The 17,559-nt window shown below is 57.4% G+C and carries 17 protein-coding genes and 4 tRNA genes; 6 read left to right on the top strand and 15 right to left on the bottom strand.

The window, feature by feature from the left end; genetic code table 11:
* Positions 1–37 precede the first annotated feature (37 nt).
* From CVT63_01485 to CVT63_01470, 4 genes are all read right to left on the bottom strand, one after another.
* Positions 38–649 (bottom strand): ATP-dependent Clp protease proteolytic subunit, encoded by a 612-nt coding sequence (locus tag CVT63_01485; protein PKQ28677.1) that lies wholly within the window; start codon positions 647–649, stop codon positions 38–40.
* Positions 650–655: 6 nt separating this feature from the next.
* A complete protein-coding gene (locus CVT63_01480; protein ID PKQ28676.1) occupies positions 656–2,026 on the bottom strand; it encodes a trigger factor in 1,371 nt (456 codons plus the stop codon).
* Between the two features lie 105 nt (positions 2,027–2,131).
* Positions 2,132–2,219 (bottom strand) — tRNA-Leu (locus CVT63_01475).
* A gap of 86 nt (positions 2,220–2,305) precedes the next feature.
* Complete coding sequence (locus CVT63_01470; protein PKQ28675.1) at positions 2,306–3,331, bottom strand: 6-phosphofructokinase; 1,026 nt, start codon at positions 3,329–3,331, stop codon at positions 2,306–2,308.
* Positions 3,332–3,570: 239 nt separating this feature from the next.
* Between CVT63_01470 and CVT63_01465 the strand changes: the two genes are divergently transcribed.
* Positions 3,571–3,646, top strand: a tRNA-Lys gene (locus CVT63_01465).
* 111 nt (positions 3,647–3,757) lie between these two features.
* On the opposite strand, the gene CVT63_01460 is transcribed toward CVT63_01465, so the two are convergent.
* From CVT63_01460 to CVT63_01450, 3 genes are all read right to left on the bottom strand, one after another.
* The gene (locus tag CVT63_01460) at positions 3,758–4,867 is read right to left on the bottom strand and encodes a hypothetical protein (GenBank protein ID PKQ28674.1); all 1,110 of its coding nucleotides are present in this window, start codon (positions 4,865–4,867) and stop codon (positions 3,758–3,760) included.
* Between the two features lie 69 nt (positions 4,868–4,936).
* Positions 4,937–5,013 (bottom strand) — tRNA-His (locus CVT63_01455).
* A gap of 157 nt (positions 5,014–5,170) precedes the next feature.
* Positions 5,171–5,247 (bottom strand) — tRNA-Arg (locus CVT63_01450).
* Between the two features lie 199 nt (positions 5,248–5,446).
* On the opposite strand from CVT63_01450, the gene CVT63_01445 reads away from it, so the two are divergent.
* From CVT63_01445 to CVT63_01425, 5 genes are read left to right on the top strand one after another with little or no spacing between them, the layout of a single operon-like run.
* On the top strand, positions 5,447–5,941 hold the full coding sequence (locus tag CVT63_01445; protein ID PKQ28673.1) for a hypothetical protein: 495 nt from the start codon (positions 5,447–5,449) through the stop codon (positions 5,939–5,941).
* A 2-nt stretch (positions 5,942–5,943) separates the two neighbouring features.
* Complete coding sequence (locus CVT63_01440; GenBank protein ID PKQ28672.1) at positions 5,944–6,630, top strand: hypothetical protein; 687 nt, start codon at positions 5,944–5,946, stop codon at positions 6,628–6,630.
* Positions 6,631–6,683: 53 nt separating this feature from the next.
* Positions 6,684–8,111, top strand: coding sequence for a hypothetical protein (locus CVT63_01435; protein ID PKQ28671.1), 1,428 nt, complete (start codon positions 6,684–6,686; stop codon positions 8,109–8,111).
* Positions 8,112–8,165: 54 nt separating this feature from the next.
* Positions 8,166–8,645, top strand: a complete 480-nt coding sequence (locus tag CVT63_01430) for a hypothetical protein (protein ID PKQ28670.1) — start codon at positions 8,166–8,168, stop codon at positions 8,643–8,645.
* Positions 8,645–9,145, top strand: a complete 501-nt coding sequence (locus CVT63_01425) for a TIGR00725 family protein (GenBank protein PKQ28669.1) — start codon at positions 8,645–8,647, stop codon at positions 9,143–9,145. Before CVT63_01430 ends, CVT63_01425 begins: the two co-directional genes overlap by 1 nt.
* A 13-nt stretch (positions 9,146–9,158) precedes the next feature.
* Here CVT63_01425 and CVT63_01420 read toward each other — a convergent pair whose 3' ends face one another.
* The 8 genes from CVT63_01420 to CVT63_01385 all read right to left on the bottom strand — a co-directional run bounded on the left by CVT63_01420 (position 9,159) and on the right by CVT63_01385 (position 17,222).
* Positions 9,159–10,199: a hypothetical protein gene (locus CVT63_01420; protein PKQ28668.1), complete on the bottom strand. Its 1,041-nt coding sequence runs from the start codon at positions 10,197–10,199 to the stop codon at positions 9,159–9,161.
* Between the two features lie 117 nt (positions 10,200–10,316).
* Positions 10,317–11,126, bottom strand: coding sequence for a tryptophan synthase subunit alpha (locus CVT63_01415; GenBank protein PKQ28667.1), 810 nt, complete (start codon positions 11,124–11,126; stop codon positions 10,317–10,319).
* Complete coding sequence (trpB, locus tag CVT63_01410) at positions 11,126–12,319, bottom strand: tryptophan synthase subunit beta (GenBank protein PKQ28697.1); 1,194 nt, start codon at positions 12,317–12,319, stop codon at positions 11,126–11,128. Before trpB ends, CVT63_01415 begins: the two co-directional genes overlap by 1 nt.
* A 14-nt stretch (positions 12,320–12,333) precedes the next feature.
* Complete coding sequence (locus tag CVT63_01405; GenBank protein ID PKQ28666.1) at positions 12,334–12,978, bottom strand: phosphoribosylanthranilate isomerase; 645 nt, start codon at positions 12,976–12,978, stop codon at positions 12,334–12,336.
* A complete protein-coding gene (locus CVT63_01400) occupies positions 12,975–13,754 on the bottom strand; it encodes an indole-3-glycerol-phosphate synthase TrpC (GenBank protein PKQ28696.1) in 780 nt (259 codons plus the stop codon). Before CVT63_01400 ends, CVT63_01405 begins: the two co-directional genes overlap by 4 nt.
* A gap of 110 nt (positions 13,755–13,864) precedes the next feature.
* Entirely contained in the window at positions 13,865–14,884 is a 1,020-nt protein-coding gene (trpD, locus tag CVT63_01395) for an anthranilate phosphoribosyltransferase (GenBank protein PKQ28695.1), read from the bottom strand.
* Between the two features lie 2 nt (positions 14,885–14,886).
* Positions 14,887–15,465, bottom strand: coding sequence for an anthranilate/aminodeoxychorismate synthase component II (locus CVT63_01390; GenBank protein ID PKQ28694.1), 579 nt, complete (start codon positions 15,463–15,465; stop codon positions 14,887–14,889).
* 11 nt (positions 15,466–15,476) lie between these two features.
* Entirely contained in the window at positions 15,477–17,222 is a 1,746-nt protein-coding gene (locus CVT63_01385; GenBank protein ID PKQ28665.1) for an anthranilate synthase component I, read from the bottom strand.
* Between the last annotated feature and the right edge of the window lie 337 nt (positions 17,223–17,559).

The following is a 17,559-nucleotide window of genomic DNA, read 5'->3' as shown; positions in this document are numbered from 1 at the left end:
TGCACGCTCTGCCTTTTGGCAAATTCGGGCGCGCCGCTTACTCGCTGGCGTTCCGCCTGCGCTCGATAACCTCGTCGATAAGGCCATACTCTCTGGCGGACTCCGCCACCAGGATAAAGTCTCTGTCGGTGTCCTCGTGCACTTTTTCGATAGGTTGCCCGGTGTGATCGGCAAGGATCGCGTCAAGCATCTCACGCGTGCGGATTATTTCCTTCGCCTGCAGATCGACATCAATCGCCTGCCCGCTCGTCCCGCCGCTCGGTTGATGGAGCAAAATGCGCGAATGTGGCGTCGCGAACCGCTTTCCTTTGGTTCCCGCCGCCAGCAACACCGCCGCGCCGCTCGCCGCCTGCCCGACACACAGTGTCGAGATGTCGCAACGCACGTATTGCATGGTGTCGTATATCGCCAGAGTGCTTGTAACGACGCCACCAGGTGAGTTGATGTACATGTTGATGTCTTTCTCCGGGTTCTCGCTCTCCAGATGGAGCAACTGCGCCATAACGAGGTTCGCGAGATGGTCATCTATCTCCATCCCCACAAATATGATGCGCTCCTTTAGCAAGCGCGAGTAAATATCGAACTGTCTCTCCCCTCGAGGAGTTTGCTCGACCACGATTGGCACTAATTGCGATACGATACTGCTCATTATTTTTCAGGCTCCTCCCCGGCGCTCGAGATCGCCAGTTTCAACGTCCTCCACCGACGCCACCGTCAGCGGCGATGCCGGCGACTCGCATGTTATGACCGCGTTCTCTACCAGTAAATCAATTCCCTTAGATAGTCTCAGGTTGGCCTTTACGCCCGATATCATGTCGTCCGAGTAAATCTCATCCTTATCTGTGGCGGGGTTTTCGCCCCCCGCCAGCGCATTCTCTTTGATGTACTCTACGGCCTCCTCGTCGGAGACCTCGATGCTCTCCGCCTTCGCCACCGCGTCTACTACCAACTCGGTCTTCAACTCATCCACTACATTATCTCGGATAACCTTCTCCAGTTGATACCTGGTTTCCTTCAGCGCCGCCAGGTAGTCATCGAGAGAAATCCCGCGTCCGGAAAGCTCATCTGATATCTTCTTTATCTCGCGCTGAACCTGGCGTTCGACTATCGAGTCCGGGAGATCGATGTACGTCCTGTCCACGAGAGCCTGCGTCACCCGCTCTCTTATCGCGCGCTTTACCGTCCTCTCCTTGATGAGCGCTATGCGTTTTCGCAAGTCATCCTTGAACTCGACCAGGGTCTCAAACTCACTGACATTTTTCGCGAGGTCGTCATCAAGCGCGGGGAGCACTTTCTTTTTTACTTCTTTCACCATTGTTCGGAAAGTCGCGGGCTTCCCGGCGAGAGATTGCTCGCCATACTCGGGCGGGAACGTCACCACCACGTCCAGGATGTCGCCCTTTCGCGCGCCCTCCAGTTGCTCGTCGAAACCAGGAAGGAAATCATCCGCGCCGATCTCGATCATGCGGTCGGCGCCGGATTTGCCCTCGAGCGGCTCACCATCGGCAAAAACCTTGTAATCGAACATCACGAAGTCGCCACTGCCGGCGGGCCGCGTCTCAACAACCTCGAGTGTGGCAAAGCGGTTGCGCGCCTCGTCGAGCGCATCGTTTACGTCATCCTCTGTTACCTTGGACTCAGGCGCCTTTATCTCGAGACCTTTGTAATCTTTGATCTCTATCTCGGGCTTCACGTCCACTTTTGCCTCAAAGATGACTTTGCCATTTTCTCCAGCCTCGATGAGTTTGATCTCCGGATCGGACACCGGAAAAATTCCGGACTCCCTGACGCCTTTCACATACAGCCCCGGCAACCCACTCTTGATCGCCTCGATCCGAACGTGCTCGGGTCCCAGGTGGCTATCGATGACCTTTCTCGGTATCTTACCCTTGCGAAACCCAGGGATCTTCAGTTTCCGACTGATATCTTTGTAGGTTTGCTCGAGCATCTCCGCCAGCTCTTCGGGATCCACCTCCACTTTGAGGGTTGCCGAATGACCTTCTCCCCTGATAACTTCACTCTTCAGGTGACTCTCCTCCCGTGTTTTGAATGCGCAAAATCAAATCCGCTCGGCAGGTAAACTACTCACAAGAAAAAACATTCGCGCACATGCTTTAAATGAACTGAAAGTTGGTGCGAGAGGGGGGACTCGAACCCCCACGGTTCCATGAACCACGGGGTCCTAAGCCCCGCGCGTCTACCAATTCCGCCACTCTCGCCCGGCTTGCGGCCCTTGAATATTATACCACAGGAACCGGGTCTCAACGGGCGTGGCGCCATGGTTCTCGCGCCGTGGCCGCTCACCTCAATAAAACGACTTCGCCAGCTCGAAAAGCTCGACATCGATAGTCTTGGTTCCGTTTAGCGCCTCCTCGTAAGGAACAGCGACGATCTTGTTCCCACGCATGCATGCCATTTGACCGAACTTGCCAGTCACAACCATGTCCACCGCGAAGACGCCGAGCCTGGTCGCAAGCACACGATCGAATGCTGTGGGCACCCCTCCTCTCTGCAGGTGTCCGAGGTGAGTTACTCTTGTCTCGTCCCCTGTCCTGTTCTCGATTTCCTGTGCCAGCCACTCGCCGACGCCGCCCAATCTAACGTGCCCGAATTCATCTTTCTTCTGGCTCTGGACAAACTGTTCATCCATGCCGAGGAGCTTCGCGCCTTCCGAGATCACTATGATGCTGAATTCCTTGTTCATCTTGTGGCGCCGCTCGATGCGCTCCTCAATTTTCTCGATAGCGCAAGGAAACTCCGGCACGATGATGGTATCGGCGCCACCGGCGATGCCGGCGATGAGCGCTATCCACCCTGCGTCCCTTCCCATGACCTCGAGGATCATGACACGGTGGTGCGAGGCCGCTGTCGTATGCAGCTTGTCGAGAGCATCCATCGCCACCGCCGCCGCGGTATCAAAACCGATTGAGTAATCAGTTCCCGGAAGGTCGTTATCAATCGTCTGCGGGATTCCAACGCACTTGACTCCGTGCTCGCCGAGGCGGGACGCGATGCTGTTTGTGTCTTCCCCTCCTATGACTATGATAGCCTCGATTCCGTGCTTGCGCAGGTTTACCATGACGTTCTCCAGGCCGTTCTCAATATTGAAAATATTGGTGCGCGAGGTGCCGAGGATCGTCCCGCTGTTCTGCAAAATACCCGCGACCGAACCAATAAAAAGGGGCTCGACCTCATCCCTGAGAAGCCCTCTCCAGCCCCTCTTGATGCCTATGCACTCGTGACCGCCAGCGTGGCACTTGTGCACGACAGCCCGTATCGCCGCGTTGATTGCCGAAGAATCTCCTCCACCCGTGACCAATGCGATCCTCATCTTGACCTTCCCTCCTTGAATCCTGTGACCTGTTTTTCGCGGCGTTTTCGCCCCGACAGTGTTAGATACTATGCGAACTTCGACGTTTCCGCAAAAAAGCGCGCGGATGCGCGTTTCTCAGACGGCTTTTTCTTCAAGCACCGCAAGTGCGAGCCCTTGTCGGAGATAATTGTCACGCCTGCCGGACAGTGCTACACTGCGCTTTGTTCAGTAGGTAGTCGCTTGCAATCAAGCGATACGGGCCGTTAGCTCAGCCGGTAGAGCAGGGGACTCTTAATCCCAAGGTCGCAGGTTCGATCCCTGCACGGCCCACCAGCAAGATGTTTAGCCTTAAGGCATAATGGGGTCAAACCAAATTATGCATTATTGAAGCCCCAGGAAGTGGCGAGGTGGAAAAAGTGGAAAGTGACCGACGCCTCTCCTCCGTTAGACCTTGATGATACGGGCCTCGTCGGAGATATCGACGATGGTGTTTCGAGCGTCGGGGTCACTTTGCCCGCCGATCCAGCAACCGCTGTTGATAGCGATTGTGTTCGACAGTGGAAGAACAAGACGCCCCGACCTGTGAGTATGCCCGTACACGAAGTAGTCCGGCATTTCAGGGCAGAAGTGGTTGAGCAGAGCTTCTATCTCGACGGCGTTTTCCTCGATTGTGTTGCCACGATATAACGAAGTCCTCGTGTGACTTGACACACCCACCATCTTCGATGTCCGACTCACCATCCGGTACACCCAGTACCTGCCCTCCGCCACACCTGGGACACATGTGCCCAACGCGGTCATCTCGTAGTAAGGCGACATGAACCTCTCCATGTCATCGAGATCGAGTTTGTCCGACTTGTTCAGCATCAGCGAGCGGAGCCGCGAATGCTTCTTCGGCCCCCACAACGAGCGCTCGAAGAAGCCCAGCAAGTGCCCGTGGGTCAGCAGAACAACCTTGTCCTTCACCTGCACCTGATACATCGGATAGGTCATGTAGAGCGGCACCTTGGTCCCCTCGAGCTTCAAAGGCGCCATCGCCGGGCAGTCGGACGTCAATGGGATAGCGAGCTCGGGCTGCTCAAGGTCACCGGCCCGCAGCCTCCTTCCAACTTCCTCTTCGTACCACATGCGAAAGATGTGATGATCGTGATTCCCGACCATGTAGACCATGCGCTTGACATTATCAAGTGAGAACAAAGCCGCCATGCAGTCGCGCCCGCGCGCGATCGCCTCGTGCAACGGCGCCTGCCACAGGTCGAAGACGTCTCCGAGCAATACGAGTTCATCAACAGTGCCCATCTCCGCGATCGCGTCTGTCATATCCTGGATTGCCTTCGGGTGCACCAGTAATTCGTTCGGGTCGCCGAAGTGCGTGTCAGAGATTACAACTAACTTTTCGACCTGCCTGGGGCGCTCAGTGAAAGGTCGCAAGAAAGCACGGGCGCCGGGTATTCGAGCCGCCATGAGCGCGATGCGCTCTCGCGCCTCGCGCGCTATTCTACGTGACGCCTCCATCGCCCTGGTGTCGGACAGATTCTTCCGCTCTTTTGTCAAATCAGTTCTCCAGTACGGTTCATGCCACCACATTGTGAGTTGGGCCGGTGGGTTGGACTACCTCTGACATGGGGTGAACGAGGGGACTTGAACCCCCGGCCTCCGGGGCCACAACCCGGCGCTCTAACCAACTGAGCTACGTCCACCTCGAACGTCCTTTTAGATTGCCGTTGCCCGCGTGTGGCTTCCGCGAGCACATATAAAGATAACATCTGGAGTCGCGCACTTCCAATTCGGTAGATAGAAAACGCATAATGGCGGCAGGTTCGAGCCCTTCCGGGACAGAGTAATTGCCATGTAAAGTGGCACCCCCGGCAGGACTCGAACCTGCAACCTGCGGAGTAGAAATCCGCTGCTCTATCCAATTGAGCTACGGGGGCGAATCAAATAATGCGCTCTCCGACACCAAAACGTTAACTGAAAAACTTATTGCGCCGGTATCCCGTGTGTCATCATTGCGAATATAACATACCTTGTGACTGTTGAATGATAATCGCGCGGCAACTGTGATGATATGATAAATGCAAAGTCTGAAAACGGGTCTCCTGGGATAGCCCGAAAAGACACGGGAGTGGGTAGATGACACACGTAAGGCGCGTAATGGACAGATTGTGCATCGTATGTGGGCATAATCTCGGCCCGTACGGGCGAATCTGTGACAAATGCGGCTCGATTCAGCGACCCATTGCCGGAAGCGGAACTCTCTTTCCACCCGACAAATTCATCCCCTGCGAAAAGTGCGACGCCCCCGTGCTCGAGGAAACGGGAAAGACAGTGTGTGAAGAATGCATCAAAAAGAACATGCCTCATCCGATCATCGTGTTCGAGGACGCGGATAAATACAAGCGTGTCAAAACAATCGCAATGGCGGGAGGCTCGGCATCACTGGCTACCCTGATCGGTTGCGGCATCTTGCTCGTGTTCATCGGCGGCGCCTGGCTGATAGCGCTCATCGCGCTGAGCAGCGCCGGTTTGTTCGCGTCCGGCGCGGTCCTCATGATCACCTCAAAGCGCTCGACCAGCAAGATCGAGTACTACGCCCCGATAAAGCCCGAACAAAAACAGGGAGGATGAGATTGCGAGTTCTGAATCTATTCAAAAAGTTGCTGAAGGGCATCGGGGCGTTGGTTTTCGTTGCCACGACATTGAGCGCGATCAATATCATTCAGGCGGGAAAACGAAACCCGGACGGCCGCGACGTGAAAGATATTCTCGAGAAGAATCCGGAGGAAGCAACGTGCGACAATATCGAAACGCTGAGCCGCGCGGATATGATGCAACTTTTCTACGCCGCGGAAGCGCCCGCATTCGAGTCGTTGAACGGCGAGCGTCATGGAAAGATTCTTAGAAGTGGGATATTTGGAGGCGCCATGGCATATTTCGCGGATCACGTATTTCCAACGGGCACGTTGACCATCGGGACGCGGTGGCATGGCAAGGCTTTCAACGCTGAGGAGAACAACAGCGGGTGGGGAATCAACGTTTTTAGCAGGAAAGGTGAAAAGCAAGACCAGAAAGTCTTCTATGAAAGAAAGATGAGAATCTACACAGGCCCTACCGCCATAGGAAAAGATGGCAAGGATTCTTTTCACCTCGACTACGGAGCTTTCAACACCGACTTGACAAAAACCCTGCATGACGAGGTGCGCCGGATCAACGATAACCTTTATATAGGAGTCGGCTACATGACAGTTCCCGGAGGACATTTGAGCCCCGTACCGTTTGTCCTTTTCGGAGAACCAATGAAGTTCCCCGTAACGTAGCCGCATCACGAGTGAACACTCAACCGAACACGAATAATAAGAGACAGAGATTCATGCTCAATCGTTCTGCAAACAAACCGCCAGGCAGCATCATCCAGGCGATGCTGGGCACGGCTATTATCCTGCTCACCCTGTACATGGTGGTTGTCCAAAACCTGGGAAACATCAAAACGCCACCTGTAATCAAAGGACTCTCTCAACTCCGTTTCTCCCCGATCGGAGAAAGACTCCTGGTGATCGCTCCACACCCGGACGACGAAACTCTTGCCACGGGTGGCTTGATCCAGCAGGCTCTCTCGGAACACAGAAAGGTCAAGGTAGTCATCATGACATGTGGCGACGGGAACGCCGGGATCGTGCGCGCGTACACAAAGAAAAACAATGTCACCCCCGTCGATTTTCGTCTGGTTGGGAAGGTGCGGATACGGGAAAGTAAAAACGCCCTGGCCCGGCTCGGGCTGACCGAAGGTGACCTCACGCTCCTCGCTTATCCTGACGGCGGGCTCAATTCTCTGTGGGATTACAATTGGGACTACGACAATCTGCACCGTGGGCTCAACGGGCACGATCACGCGCCTTACAGTTTCGCGTACCAGAAAAACGCGCCCTATTGCGGTGAAAATGTAGTGAAGAATCTCACTTCGATCATCAATGATTACAAGCCCACCGGGATCGTTTTCCCTGACACTCAGGACAACCACCACGATCACTGGGCCGCTAACGCGTTTATGCAGTACGTCCTGACAAAGACAGGGTATCGCGCCAACAAATACATATACCTCGTACACAAACGCGATTTTCCTTTTCCCGCCGGAGACGAACCGTCGTATCCACTCGATCCACCGACAGCGTTCGCCCGTCAGATGAGCGATTGGGAATCGTTGCGGCTCTCAAGCGACAACGAGCGCGTCAAGGGAGAGGCGCTTGCCGTGTACAAGATACCAGCGCTCGTCAAACAACGCTTTATCGAGTCTTTCGTGCGAACCAACGAGCTCGTGGGAAAAACCGTTGTCAGACATGTCAGGCGCGTGAACACGCCACCGAAGTTCGACGCCCCCGTGATGCCGTACAAGACCTGCATTGATCCGCCATCCGACCGCGTAAGATCGTCGCCGGGAAACAGCGGCGACCTTGACAGAGTATCTTTTTGCATAAGCAAAAACACGGCATATGCCGGCGTCGAAACAGCGGGCAATATCTCAGATAAAATCAAGTATTCTTTCCGCATGCGCATATTCGGTGTGTCGCGCGTGGATCAGGTGGATATGGAGTTCACGCGTGGAACAGTCCGGTGCTTGCGGGACACTCACAACAGCCTCGCGTGTGGCGCCGGAATGCGTGCTCACGTTCTTGAGAAAAGGATATGGATTGAGTTTCCTTCCTCAATCTTCAACGGCAAGAAAGCGCTCATGTACTGTGTGGACTCTTCGATGAATCGAAAGCTCCTGGATCGCGTCGCCTGGCATACGTGCCAACTGTGACCCACGCACAAGCACAAGATATATGATATCCCCGAGCAGATCGGAGAATCGTCGATGAACGAAAAAATACTCGTGGTCGATGACGAGAAGAAGATAGTGAAGATGGTCAAAAACACCCTCGAAAATGAGGGTTACGTCGTTTTGGAAGCAAGTGACGGCGAGGCGGCGCTCGAGCTTTTCCGCGAGGAACGCCCCGACCTGGTAGTACTCGACATACTGATGCCCCGCATGGACGGCTTCGAGTTCTGCAGGCGAGTACGCCAGACCTCGAGAACCCCGATCATCATCCTCTCGGCGAAGCTCGAAGAGGACGACAAACTTGAGGGCCTTGGGCTGGGAGCGGACGACTACATGACCAAGCCATTCAGCCCGCGCGAGCTGGTCGCGAGGATTCGAGCGGTGCTGAGAAGACATAAGGCTACGACCGATTCTCGCGCGAATCGCATCGCGCGTGGCCCGCTCGTCATCTGGCCCGAAGAACATCGAATAGAAAAGTGGAAAGTGACCGACGCCTCATCTTCATGGAGGATTTGATGTACATATCAGTTTGCGGAAGTTCTGAGTGCGATGCTGAAATTACAAAGCTCGCCTACGAGGTTGGGATAGAGATCGCAAGAAGTGGGCACGTTCTCGTCTGCGGCGGCCTTGGTGGTGTCATGGACGCGGTGTCCCATGGCGCTCATGACGGCGGCGGCATAGCGATCGGCATATTGCCCGGGCCGGATCGATCTCATGCGAGTCGCTGGCTTACAGTGTCTCTACCTACTGACATGGGGCACGCGAGAAACGCGTTTGTCGCTCTTGCCGCGGACGCGATAATCGCGATCGCCGGCGGGTACGGAACGCTCTCCGAGGTCGCCTTTGGCCTGAAGATGGGGAAGCCGGTGGTGGGACTCGACACCTGGGAACTCGGGAAATGCCAGTATGAAAAACTGGAGATAGCGCCAGCCTCCACCCCGCGGGAAGCGGTTGCGCTGGCTTCGAGGCTTGGAAGCCTGTCTCCCCCACACAGCCCTGACCTGGGAGTGAACTGAAGAATTTTTGCGCTCAGTCGATTATGAAAACCGGTGTCCCAACCTTTACCGCGTTAAAAAGCGCCGCGGCGTCGGATGGGGCCATCCTTATGCAGCCGTGGGAAGCCTGATCGCCAAGCGACTTGGGGAAAGGCGTCGCGTGGATGCCGATGCCTCCTCCCAGATCCATCCAGTAGCCGCCCAGCGGGTTATCCGGCCCCGGGGGCTGGGGAATCCCCTTCTTGTCTTTTGCCCACTCCGACGTGGGAAGCCAGGTCGGGTTTTTCTCCTTGAAAGTTATGTGGAAGCGCCCGTTGGGGGTCGGGTACTCCTGCATCCCCACCGCGATCTTAAAGCTGTTTATCTCTTCTTCGTGGTCGTACAGGTAAAGCGCGAACTGCTTCTGGTGGATGACAACTATCTTCCCTACATCAGCCTCAACAATCTTGGGCTTTATCGTGTCGGCCACGATGTCCACCAGGCGATTCTCTGTCGGCAACGCTTTGCGAACCGCCCTGACGGTGTCGTCGATCCTGACCTTTATACCGCTTCGGGAAGAGATGATCTTCGGCGACCCCGAAGCCACGCTTATGCTGACACTCCTTGAATCCCGATCGATCGCGCGCGCTATCGTGGCAAGGCGGGCCTCGAGCCTGGTTCTGTCACAGTCACACATCACAGGGACATCGCCTGTCACACCCGCGCCAAGGAGCCGCCTGGCGATCCTCAAGAGCGCGGGGCCGCGCTTCCCTTTGTAAAAAGCCTCACGAACCATGCCGTCTATATCCAGGCGGAAATTGACTCCTTCGAGGTTGATCGTGTGCCGCTTTCCCTCACAAGACAGCAGGACGTCCGATTTCAACGGCTTGACTTTCCGTTCGACCAGCTCGCGCGCCCTGGCCCTGGTCATGCCACCTACCAGGACACCGTCAATAGTCACGCCCTTGTTGATCTTGCCACTGGCGGCAAGCTCGAGGCCCGCGCCCACAACAAGAACAACCGCCAGCGCCAGCACGCTCCAGGCGAACGCGACCCTAAGTGCCTGACGCGTCCGCAACGCGCGCGCGGCGTCCACCGCCCTGTTGATTGCTTTGATAGCTTTTTCCCTGATCGCGTTTACTCCAATCAGATTAGGGGTCAGGCACCGTCTACCTCTCCGTCTACCGCTTTAGCGGTAGACGGTGCCTGACCCCTATGCCGAAAAATCGCCACGCAGCGCTTTCGCCATGGACGCAACGAGAGCTGTGAGCTGTGAGAGGTTGCCGTCAGCCTGATCCGCCGCTTTGACCAGCGCGCTTCCGACTATCACACCGTCGGCCATACTGCCCGCGATTGCGCACTGCTCGGGCGTCGATATCCCGAGACCCGCCGCGATAGGGCAATCAGCGTTCTCCCTCACCCTCGTCAAGAAACCCGGCAGTTCGTCGGAGATCGCCGAGCGCGCTCCAGTGGGGCCGAGCAACGACACGCAATAAAGAAACCCTGTTGACATAGCGACCGCCTCGCGGATGCGCGCGGGTGAGGTCGTAACTGAGCAGAACGCCACGGTGTCAACACCCGCGCCGCCGCACGCGTCCTTGAAAGGCGCCATCTCTTCAGCAGGCAGGTCTGGGATAATGATGCCGTCAACGCCGCACTCGGCGGCGCGACGCGCGAACCGCTCGGGCCCAAACCTGAACACGAGGTTGTAGTAGGTCATGACGAGCAACGGGCGATCGGTCTGCCCGCGAAGCTCGGAGACCATCTCGAGGATGCCATCAGGTGTCGCGCCGGCCTCCAGCGCGGCCGCGCTCGATTTCTGAATGACAGGTCCGTCCATCACCGGGTCGGAAAACGGCATGCCTATCTCAACCGCGTCGGCGCCAGCCCCAAGAATGGACATGACCACCTCCAGGCTCTTCTCCCTGTCGGGGAAAAAGCCGGTCGCATACGCGATGAGCGCAGGGCGCCGGCCGCGCAGACTCGAGAACATCTTTGAAAGCCTTCCGCCATCACCGGTCATCACACACACCTCCCCAACTCTTCGAGATCTTTGTCGCCGCGGCCGGACAGGCACACCACCAGGAATTCATCGCTGTCCATCGTCTTCGCGGCCTCTATCGCGTACGCGACCGCATGCGCGCTCTCGAGCGCGGGAATTATGCCTTCAATCCTCGAAAGAAAGCGCGCGGCGTCGAGCACTTCCCCGTCCTCCACGGCGGTGTACTCCGCAAGCCCTTTTTCCTTGAGGTAAGAGTGCTCGGGCCCGACCCCCGGATAGTCCAGGCCCGCGGACACCGAGTGGGTCTCGAGCACCTGGCCGTTCTCATCTTGCAAAAGATAGCTTTTCGCTCCGTGGAGCACGCCCACATCTCCCATGCACAAAGTTCTGCCGTGCTCTCCGCGGCCGGTCCCGCGCCCGCCCGCCTCGACCCCCACAAGCCTGGGGCCCTGACTTATAAACGGGGCGAACATGCCAAGAGAGTTGCTGCCGCCCCCGACGCAAGCCACAATCAAGTCCGGACGCCGCCCCTCGCGCTCCATGCACTGCTCGAGGGTTTCCTGCCCGATAACCGACTGAAATACCCTGACCATCTTAGGGTATGGATGCGGCCCGACAACCGACCCCAGACAGTAATACGTCGTACGCACGTTTGTGACCCAGTCGCGGAGAGCTTCGTTTATCGCATCCTTGAGCGTTTGGCTGCCCGCGTGAACCGGCCGAACCTCCGCGCCGAGCAGCTCCATCCGGGCGACGTTCGGCGCCTGCCTGATGATGTCGACATCACCCATATACACCACGCACTCCTGCCCGAAGAGGGCCGCCGCGGTCGCGCACGCCACACCGTGCTGGCCGGCACCCGTCTCCGCGATTATCCGCTGTTTGCCCATCGCGCGAGCGAGCAGGCACTGTCCCAGTGTGTTGTTTATCTTGTGCGAGCCTGTGTGGCACAGATCCTCGCGCTTGAGATAGATGCGGGCGCCACCTGCTTCGCGTGTCAGACGCTCCGCGAAATAAAGAGGCGTCGGCCTCCCCGCGTAATCCCTGGAGAGCAGTGACAGCTCTCGAGAGAATTCCGGATCTCCCATTGCTTTCTCAAAAGCCGCCTCCAATTCATCGAGCGCGGCGATAAGCGGCTCCGGCACGAAACGCCCACCGAACTCCCCGTAGTGCCCGGCTCTGCCGGCGTCGGGCGGTGTCTTAGAAGCTGCCATGAAATCATCCAGCATCAGTAATTCGCCTCCGTAATATAATCAGCTTTTCTTGCATTCTCGATGAACTCGTACATCAGTCTGGCGTCTTTTACGCCCGGGGATTTCTCCACGCCGCTCGAAGCGTCAACCCCGTACGGACGCGCGATTTTCACCACGTCGGCGATGTTCCCCGGGTTCAATCCGCCGGCGATGATCAGTTTCGGCTTTCCTTCTATGAGCCTGACCATGGTCCAGTCAAAAACGCGGCCCGTCCCACCGCGCGTCAAAGGGTCAAAGCCGTCCAGCAGAAGCGCCATGACTCCCCCTTCCTGCGCGTACCTCGTAGCCTTTGCGATATCGAGTGTACCGTTCACACGCAACGCCTTGATAATGTTTTCGCCGAGCTCCAGGCAGTAATCGTACGATTCCTCCCCGTGAAGCTGCACGATGTCCAGTCCACAATATTTGATAATCGTTCGAACTTCATCTACGGCGCTGTTCACAAAAACTCCTACCCTTGCCGGGCCATCTGGCATGCCACGCGATATCTCCCTTGCCTCCTCGCGCGTAACGCGCCGCGGGCTATCGGCAAACACGAAGCCAACCGCGTCCACGCCGAACTTCGCCGCCTGGATCGCGTCTGAGAGCTTCGTTATCCCGCAAATCTTCACCCACATCAGAACTCACCATCCAATCCAGCCAGTTCCTGGAGCCGCTTTCCCGGATCCGGGGCTTTCATGAGCGCTTCACCAATGAGAACCGCGTCCACGCCGAGCGACGCGACGCGGTCAAACTCTTCACGAGTTCTGATCCCGCTCTCGCTCACCAGTGTGATGGAATCCGGAACGAAGCTCCGCAGCCGTTCGGTCGTTTGAATATCCACCTGTAAAGTGGACAGGTCGCGGTTGTTGATCCCGATCAGGCGTGAGCCGGCCGCGAGCGCGCGGGCAACTCCCGGGCGCGAATGCGCTTCCACCAGCGCGTCCATGCCGAGATCGAAAGCCAGACCGCTCAGCGTTTCGATTTCCTTCGCGTCCAGCGCCTCAGATATCAAAAGCACGGCCGACGCGCCGTAAGCCCGCGCCTCCAGCACCTGATACCCCAACGAGATAAAGTCCTTGCGAAGCAACGGCAACGCACAGGAGCGCGCGGCGTCGAGCAAATCCTCCGGCCGGCCACCAAACCCGAACTCGCTCGTCAGCACCGAGATCGCCGACGCGCCCGAACGCTCGTAGCGCCGCGCCATATCCCCCACGTCCGCGCTCAGGCGTATCACGCCCGCGACAGGGGACGTCCTTTTGATTTCAGATATGACCTTGACAGGCCCATCGCCCCTCGTGACGGCCCTCCTGAACGATGGACGGACCTCTTTTTCTCTTTCCTTTATCCGCCGCTCGAGCATCGACTCCGTGACGGCTCGCGCGCGCTCGCGCGCCGCCTGGCGCCCCACTTCCATCGCATCATCAAGAAACACTTTCCACTCCTTTAGCGCCTCCGAGGCGTCGATCACTTTCCACTTTTCTCATCCACCTCACTCATCAGGGGAAAACCCCCTCGCCCCCCTTGTCAGGGGGGAGTAATCTTTCCGCCAAACGACACCAGGCGGTCGAGCGTGTCGGCGGCTTTGCCGGAATCGACGGCGGCTCTCGCTGCGGCAACCCCGTCGGCGGCGCTCTGAACCACGCCTCCCGCCAGAATCGCGAAAGCGGCGTTGGCCAGGCATATCTCGAGCGCGGGGCCCTTCTCCCCGGAAAGCACGCTCCTGATGATCGAGGCGTTCATCCGCGCATCACCGCCTTTGAGGCTCTCTTTGTCAACGCGGCTCAATCCAAGATCCTCGGGAGTCATCACGTACTCGATCATCGAACCGCCGGCAACCTCGCAAACCTCTGTTTCCGTCGAAAGACTGAACTCGTCGAGTCCGTCCATGCCGTGCACGACAAACGCTCTCTCGCAGTCCAGCGAGCACAGAACCCGTCCAATGAGAGGCGCCAGTTCAGACCGGCTGACCCCAAGCACCTGCGCGTGAGCGCCGGCGGGATTTGTCAGCGGCCCAAGTATGTTGAAAATCGTTGCCACGCCAAGAGCGCGCCGGGCGGGCATCACGCGACGCATCGCCGGGTGGAACGCGGGGGCGAACATGAACCCTATCCCTACCTCCTCGATACACCGGCATACACTTTCAGGCCCTATCTCTATGTTCACGCCAAGAGCCTCGAGAACGTCCGCGCTTCCACACTTCGAGGAAACCCCCCGGTTCCCATGTTTCGCCACTGGCACCCCCGCCGCGGCGGTGATGATAGCAGCGGCGGTGCTGATGTTGAATGTGCCGCTCCTGTCCCCTCCCGTGCCGCAGGTATCCACCAGCGTGGAAACGGAAGGCGCGATTCTAACCCCCACCTCGCGCATGCCTTGCGCGAAACCGGCGATCTCTTCCTCTGTCTCACCTTTTGTCTTGAGCCCTATCAGCAGGCCGCCTATGACGGACTCCGGCACATCCTCACTGAGGATCACATGCGCCGCGCGCCGCGCCTCCTCACGATCCAGGCCGTCACCTCTCGCGATTTTTTCTATTGCTTCACTCAGCATCAACGCCACCCGCCTTCCATTTCGAGAAAGTTTGCCAGTATCGTCTTGCCGCAATTTGTGAGAATCGATTCGGGATGAAACTGCACGCCCTCCACAAGCGCCTCTCTGTGACGAACTCCCATCACAAGGCCATCCTCCGTCCTGCACGAAACCTCGAGGCAATCGGGCACGTTTTCGCTCATTACCACGAGGGAATGGTACCTTGTCGCCTCAAACGGGCTCTCAATCCCTTTGAAAATGCTCTTTCCATCGTGGTAGATGCGCGAGGTGGAACCGTGAACCGGCCTCGGCCCCCTGTCCACCCTGGCCCCCATCACGTGCCCAATGACCTGGTGTCCCAAACAGACGCCAAGGATCGGCGTCTCGCCCGTGAGCCGACGCACCACCTCGCAAGAGATACCGGATTCCTCTGGCCTGCCGGGCCCAGGTGAGATAAGGAGATGCGTGGGCGCGAGCGCTTTTATCCCCGCCACATCTATGCGATCGTTCCGCGCCACCACAACACGCGCGCCAAGCTCCTCGAGGTACTGCGCGATGTTGTATGTGAATGAATCGTAGTTGTCGATCAGTACGGCCATCGCCGGCGCCATCAGGTCACTTCCTTCCCCGCGGCGCGCACCGCCCTTATCACCGCGCGCGCCTTGTTTAACGTCTCCTCATACTCACATCCCGGATCCGAGTCAGCCACAATGCCCGCTCCCGCCTGCACGTAAGCCATGCCATCCCGGATTACAACGGTTCTTATTGTTATGCACGTGTCCATGTCCCCCGAGTAGCTCAAGTACCCGACCGCTCCCGCGTACACCCCGCGACCATCCGGCTCGAGAGAATCAATGATCTGGCTCGCCCTCACCTTTGGCGCCCCAATAACGGTTCCCGCGGGAAACGACGCGCGCAACAACTCGTAGTTGCCAGAGCCTTCCGTGAGTTGCCCTTCGACTTCGCTCACCATGTGCATGACATGCGAGTACTTCTCGATATCCATCAAGCGCGTCACCTTGACAGTGCCTGGCACGGAAACACGCCCAAGGTCATTCCTCGCAAGATCGACCAGCATGATGTGTTCCGCGCGCTCCTTTGTGTCGGTTCCAAGCTCGAGGGCGAACGCGGTGTCCTCATCAGCGTCGGCGCCTCGGGGCCTGGTCCCGGCTATCGGCCTGATCACCGCGTGCCCGGCGCGGTTTGTCACCATGGGCTCCGGCGAGGATCCCACGAGCGTTACGTCCGGCAGTTGGAGATAAAACATATACGGCGAAGGATTCTCCGCGCGCAAGTGGCGGTAAATCAACAGCGGATCGCCTTCAAAGCTCATCGAAAGCCTCTGCGAGACGACAACCTGGAACACGTCGCCCGCGAAAATATGTTCGAGCGCCTGACTCACCATTCCCTCAAAAGACTCACGAGTGACGTTGCTCTCCACAGAAGTGAAATCGTCGCGCGGCGCCGCCGGCGCGTTCGATATATCGATCCCGCAACCACTGGTGAGAGGTTGCCGGATGCGCCCTGCCATCTCCTCCAGCTCGCCAAGCGCGTTATCGTAGATCCGCTCGCGTTCCGCTGCCTCATCCGGAAGCCCGGCAACGACACACAACCGCATGCGCGAGAGCAGGTGGTCGAAGACCGCGAGCCTTCTCGGAAACATAAACATCATCTCCGGCAATTCGGCGACACCGAGCTCTTTTCGGAGGGGCACATCCTCGATGAACTCAAAAGTGCCGTAGCCGAAATACCCCACAGCGCCCCCGTCAAATGGCAAAACACCCACCTCTGTTCCACCACCCGCACGCGGAACAAACACGCGCGCTTCCTCGACAAGCCTGAACAAAGCCTCGAGTGAACAGGCGCATTCGACCTGGCTCTCTATGCCGGATGTCGCGATCGCCAGTTTCCCGTCTTTCACCCGCGCGATTGCCGTAGGCGCGAAGCCGAGAAACGAGTACCGTCCCCACGTCTTGCCGTTTTCCGCGCTCTCCAGCATGAAACACGGTTCTTCTCCGCTTGCGCGAAGCTTCATGAATGTGGAGATAGGTGTTTCGAGATCGCTCGACAACTCACTCGACACGCACACGTGTGTATATCCTTCGATCGACATAAACTCCTCTCGCGGCGGCAAGACCACCATGCCTCTGTTCACGCGACGCGCCCTTGCGTTCTCGTTCTGTGCCACTGTGTCCATGTCAACATCTCCTTCAGGGCTCCGTCCCATAGATATCCTGACATTCGAACCTCGATGCATCCACTCCACAGGCAAGAATGCCTGTGTCACGCTGTCACTTTCTAAGTCTTTATGTAGCACAGACATTCCTGTCTGTGATCTATATACGGAACGGAGCATTAGAAAACAAAAAAAACCGCGACCTCGTCGCGGTAAAAAAATCCGCGACCCTGCTCATGAGGGTCACGGTTGCGCTCGTGCTATCTGCGAAAAGCGCTTCTCGGGCAACCCTCTATGGGATGCCCCACCACCAGTTGTTGAGTTTCTCTTTCCCTTTCACATAGTAATACATGAATATGATTGTAGGCGCTCGCTTCGCATCTGTCAAATTCACGAAATATCCGTCTTGCGCCTGGCACATTGACATCCGACTAGCGCAACGATTGATAATGTGCTACAGTATTTTCGAGTTAATGTTCTTAGGTAGAAATTGTTTTGTCCCGGGGAACGAATCTCG

The organism is Candidatus Anoxymicrobium japonicum, assembly GCA_002843005.1.
Lineage (GTDB): Bacteria > Actinomycetota > Geothermincolia > Fen-727 > Anoxymicrobiaceae > Anoxymicrobium > Anoxymicrobium japonicum.
This window is presented reverse-complemented; position numbering and strand designations above follow the sequence as displayed.

Coding starts and splice junctions, on each gene's coding strand:
- CVT63_01485 (PKQ28677.1), bottom strand. CDS start 649: ATGAGCAGTATCGTATCGCAATTAGTGCCAATCGTGGTCGAGCAAACT.
- CVT63_01470 (PKQ28675.1), bottom strand. CDS start 3,331: ATGAGGATCGCATTGGTCACGGGTGGAGGAGATTCTTCGGCAATCAAC.
- CVT63_01445 (PKQ28673.1), top strand. CDS start 5,447: ATGACACACGTAAGGCGCGTAATGGACAGATTGTGCATCGTATGTGGG.
- CVT63_01435 (PKQ28671.1), top strand. CDS start 6,684: ATGCTCAATCGTTCTGCAAACAAACCGCCAGGCAGCATCATCCAGGCG.
- CVT63_01430 (PKQ28670.1), top strand. CDS start 8,166: ATGAACGAAAAAATACTCGTGGTCGATGACGAGAAGAAGATAGTGAAG.
- CVT63_01425 (PKQ28669.1), top strand. CDS start 8,645: ATGTACATATCAGTTTGCGGAAGTTCTGAGTGCGATGCTGAAATTACA.
- CVT63_01415 (PKQ28667.1), bottom strand. CDS start 11,126: ATGACCGGTGATGGCGGAAGGCTTTCAAAGATGTTCTCGAGTCTGCGC.
- trpB (PKQ28697.1), bottom strand. CDS start 12,319: ATGGCAGCTTCTAAGACACCGCCCGACGCCGGCAGAGCCGGGCACTAC.
- CVT63_01400 (PKQ28696.1), bottom strand. CDS start 13,754: ATGGAAGTGGGGCGCCAGGCGGCGCGCGAGCGCGCGCGAGCCGTCACG.
- CVT63_01390 (PKQ28694.1), bottom strand. CDS start 15,465: ATGGCCGTACTGATCGACAACTACGATTCATTCACATACAACATCGCG.
- CVT63_01385 (PKQ28665.1), bottom strand. CDS start 17,222: ATGCTCCGTTCCGTATATAGATCACAGACAGGAATGTCTGTGCTACAT.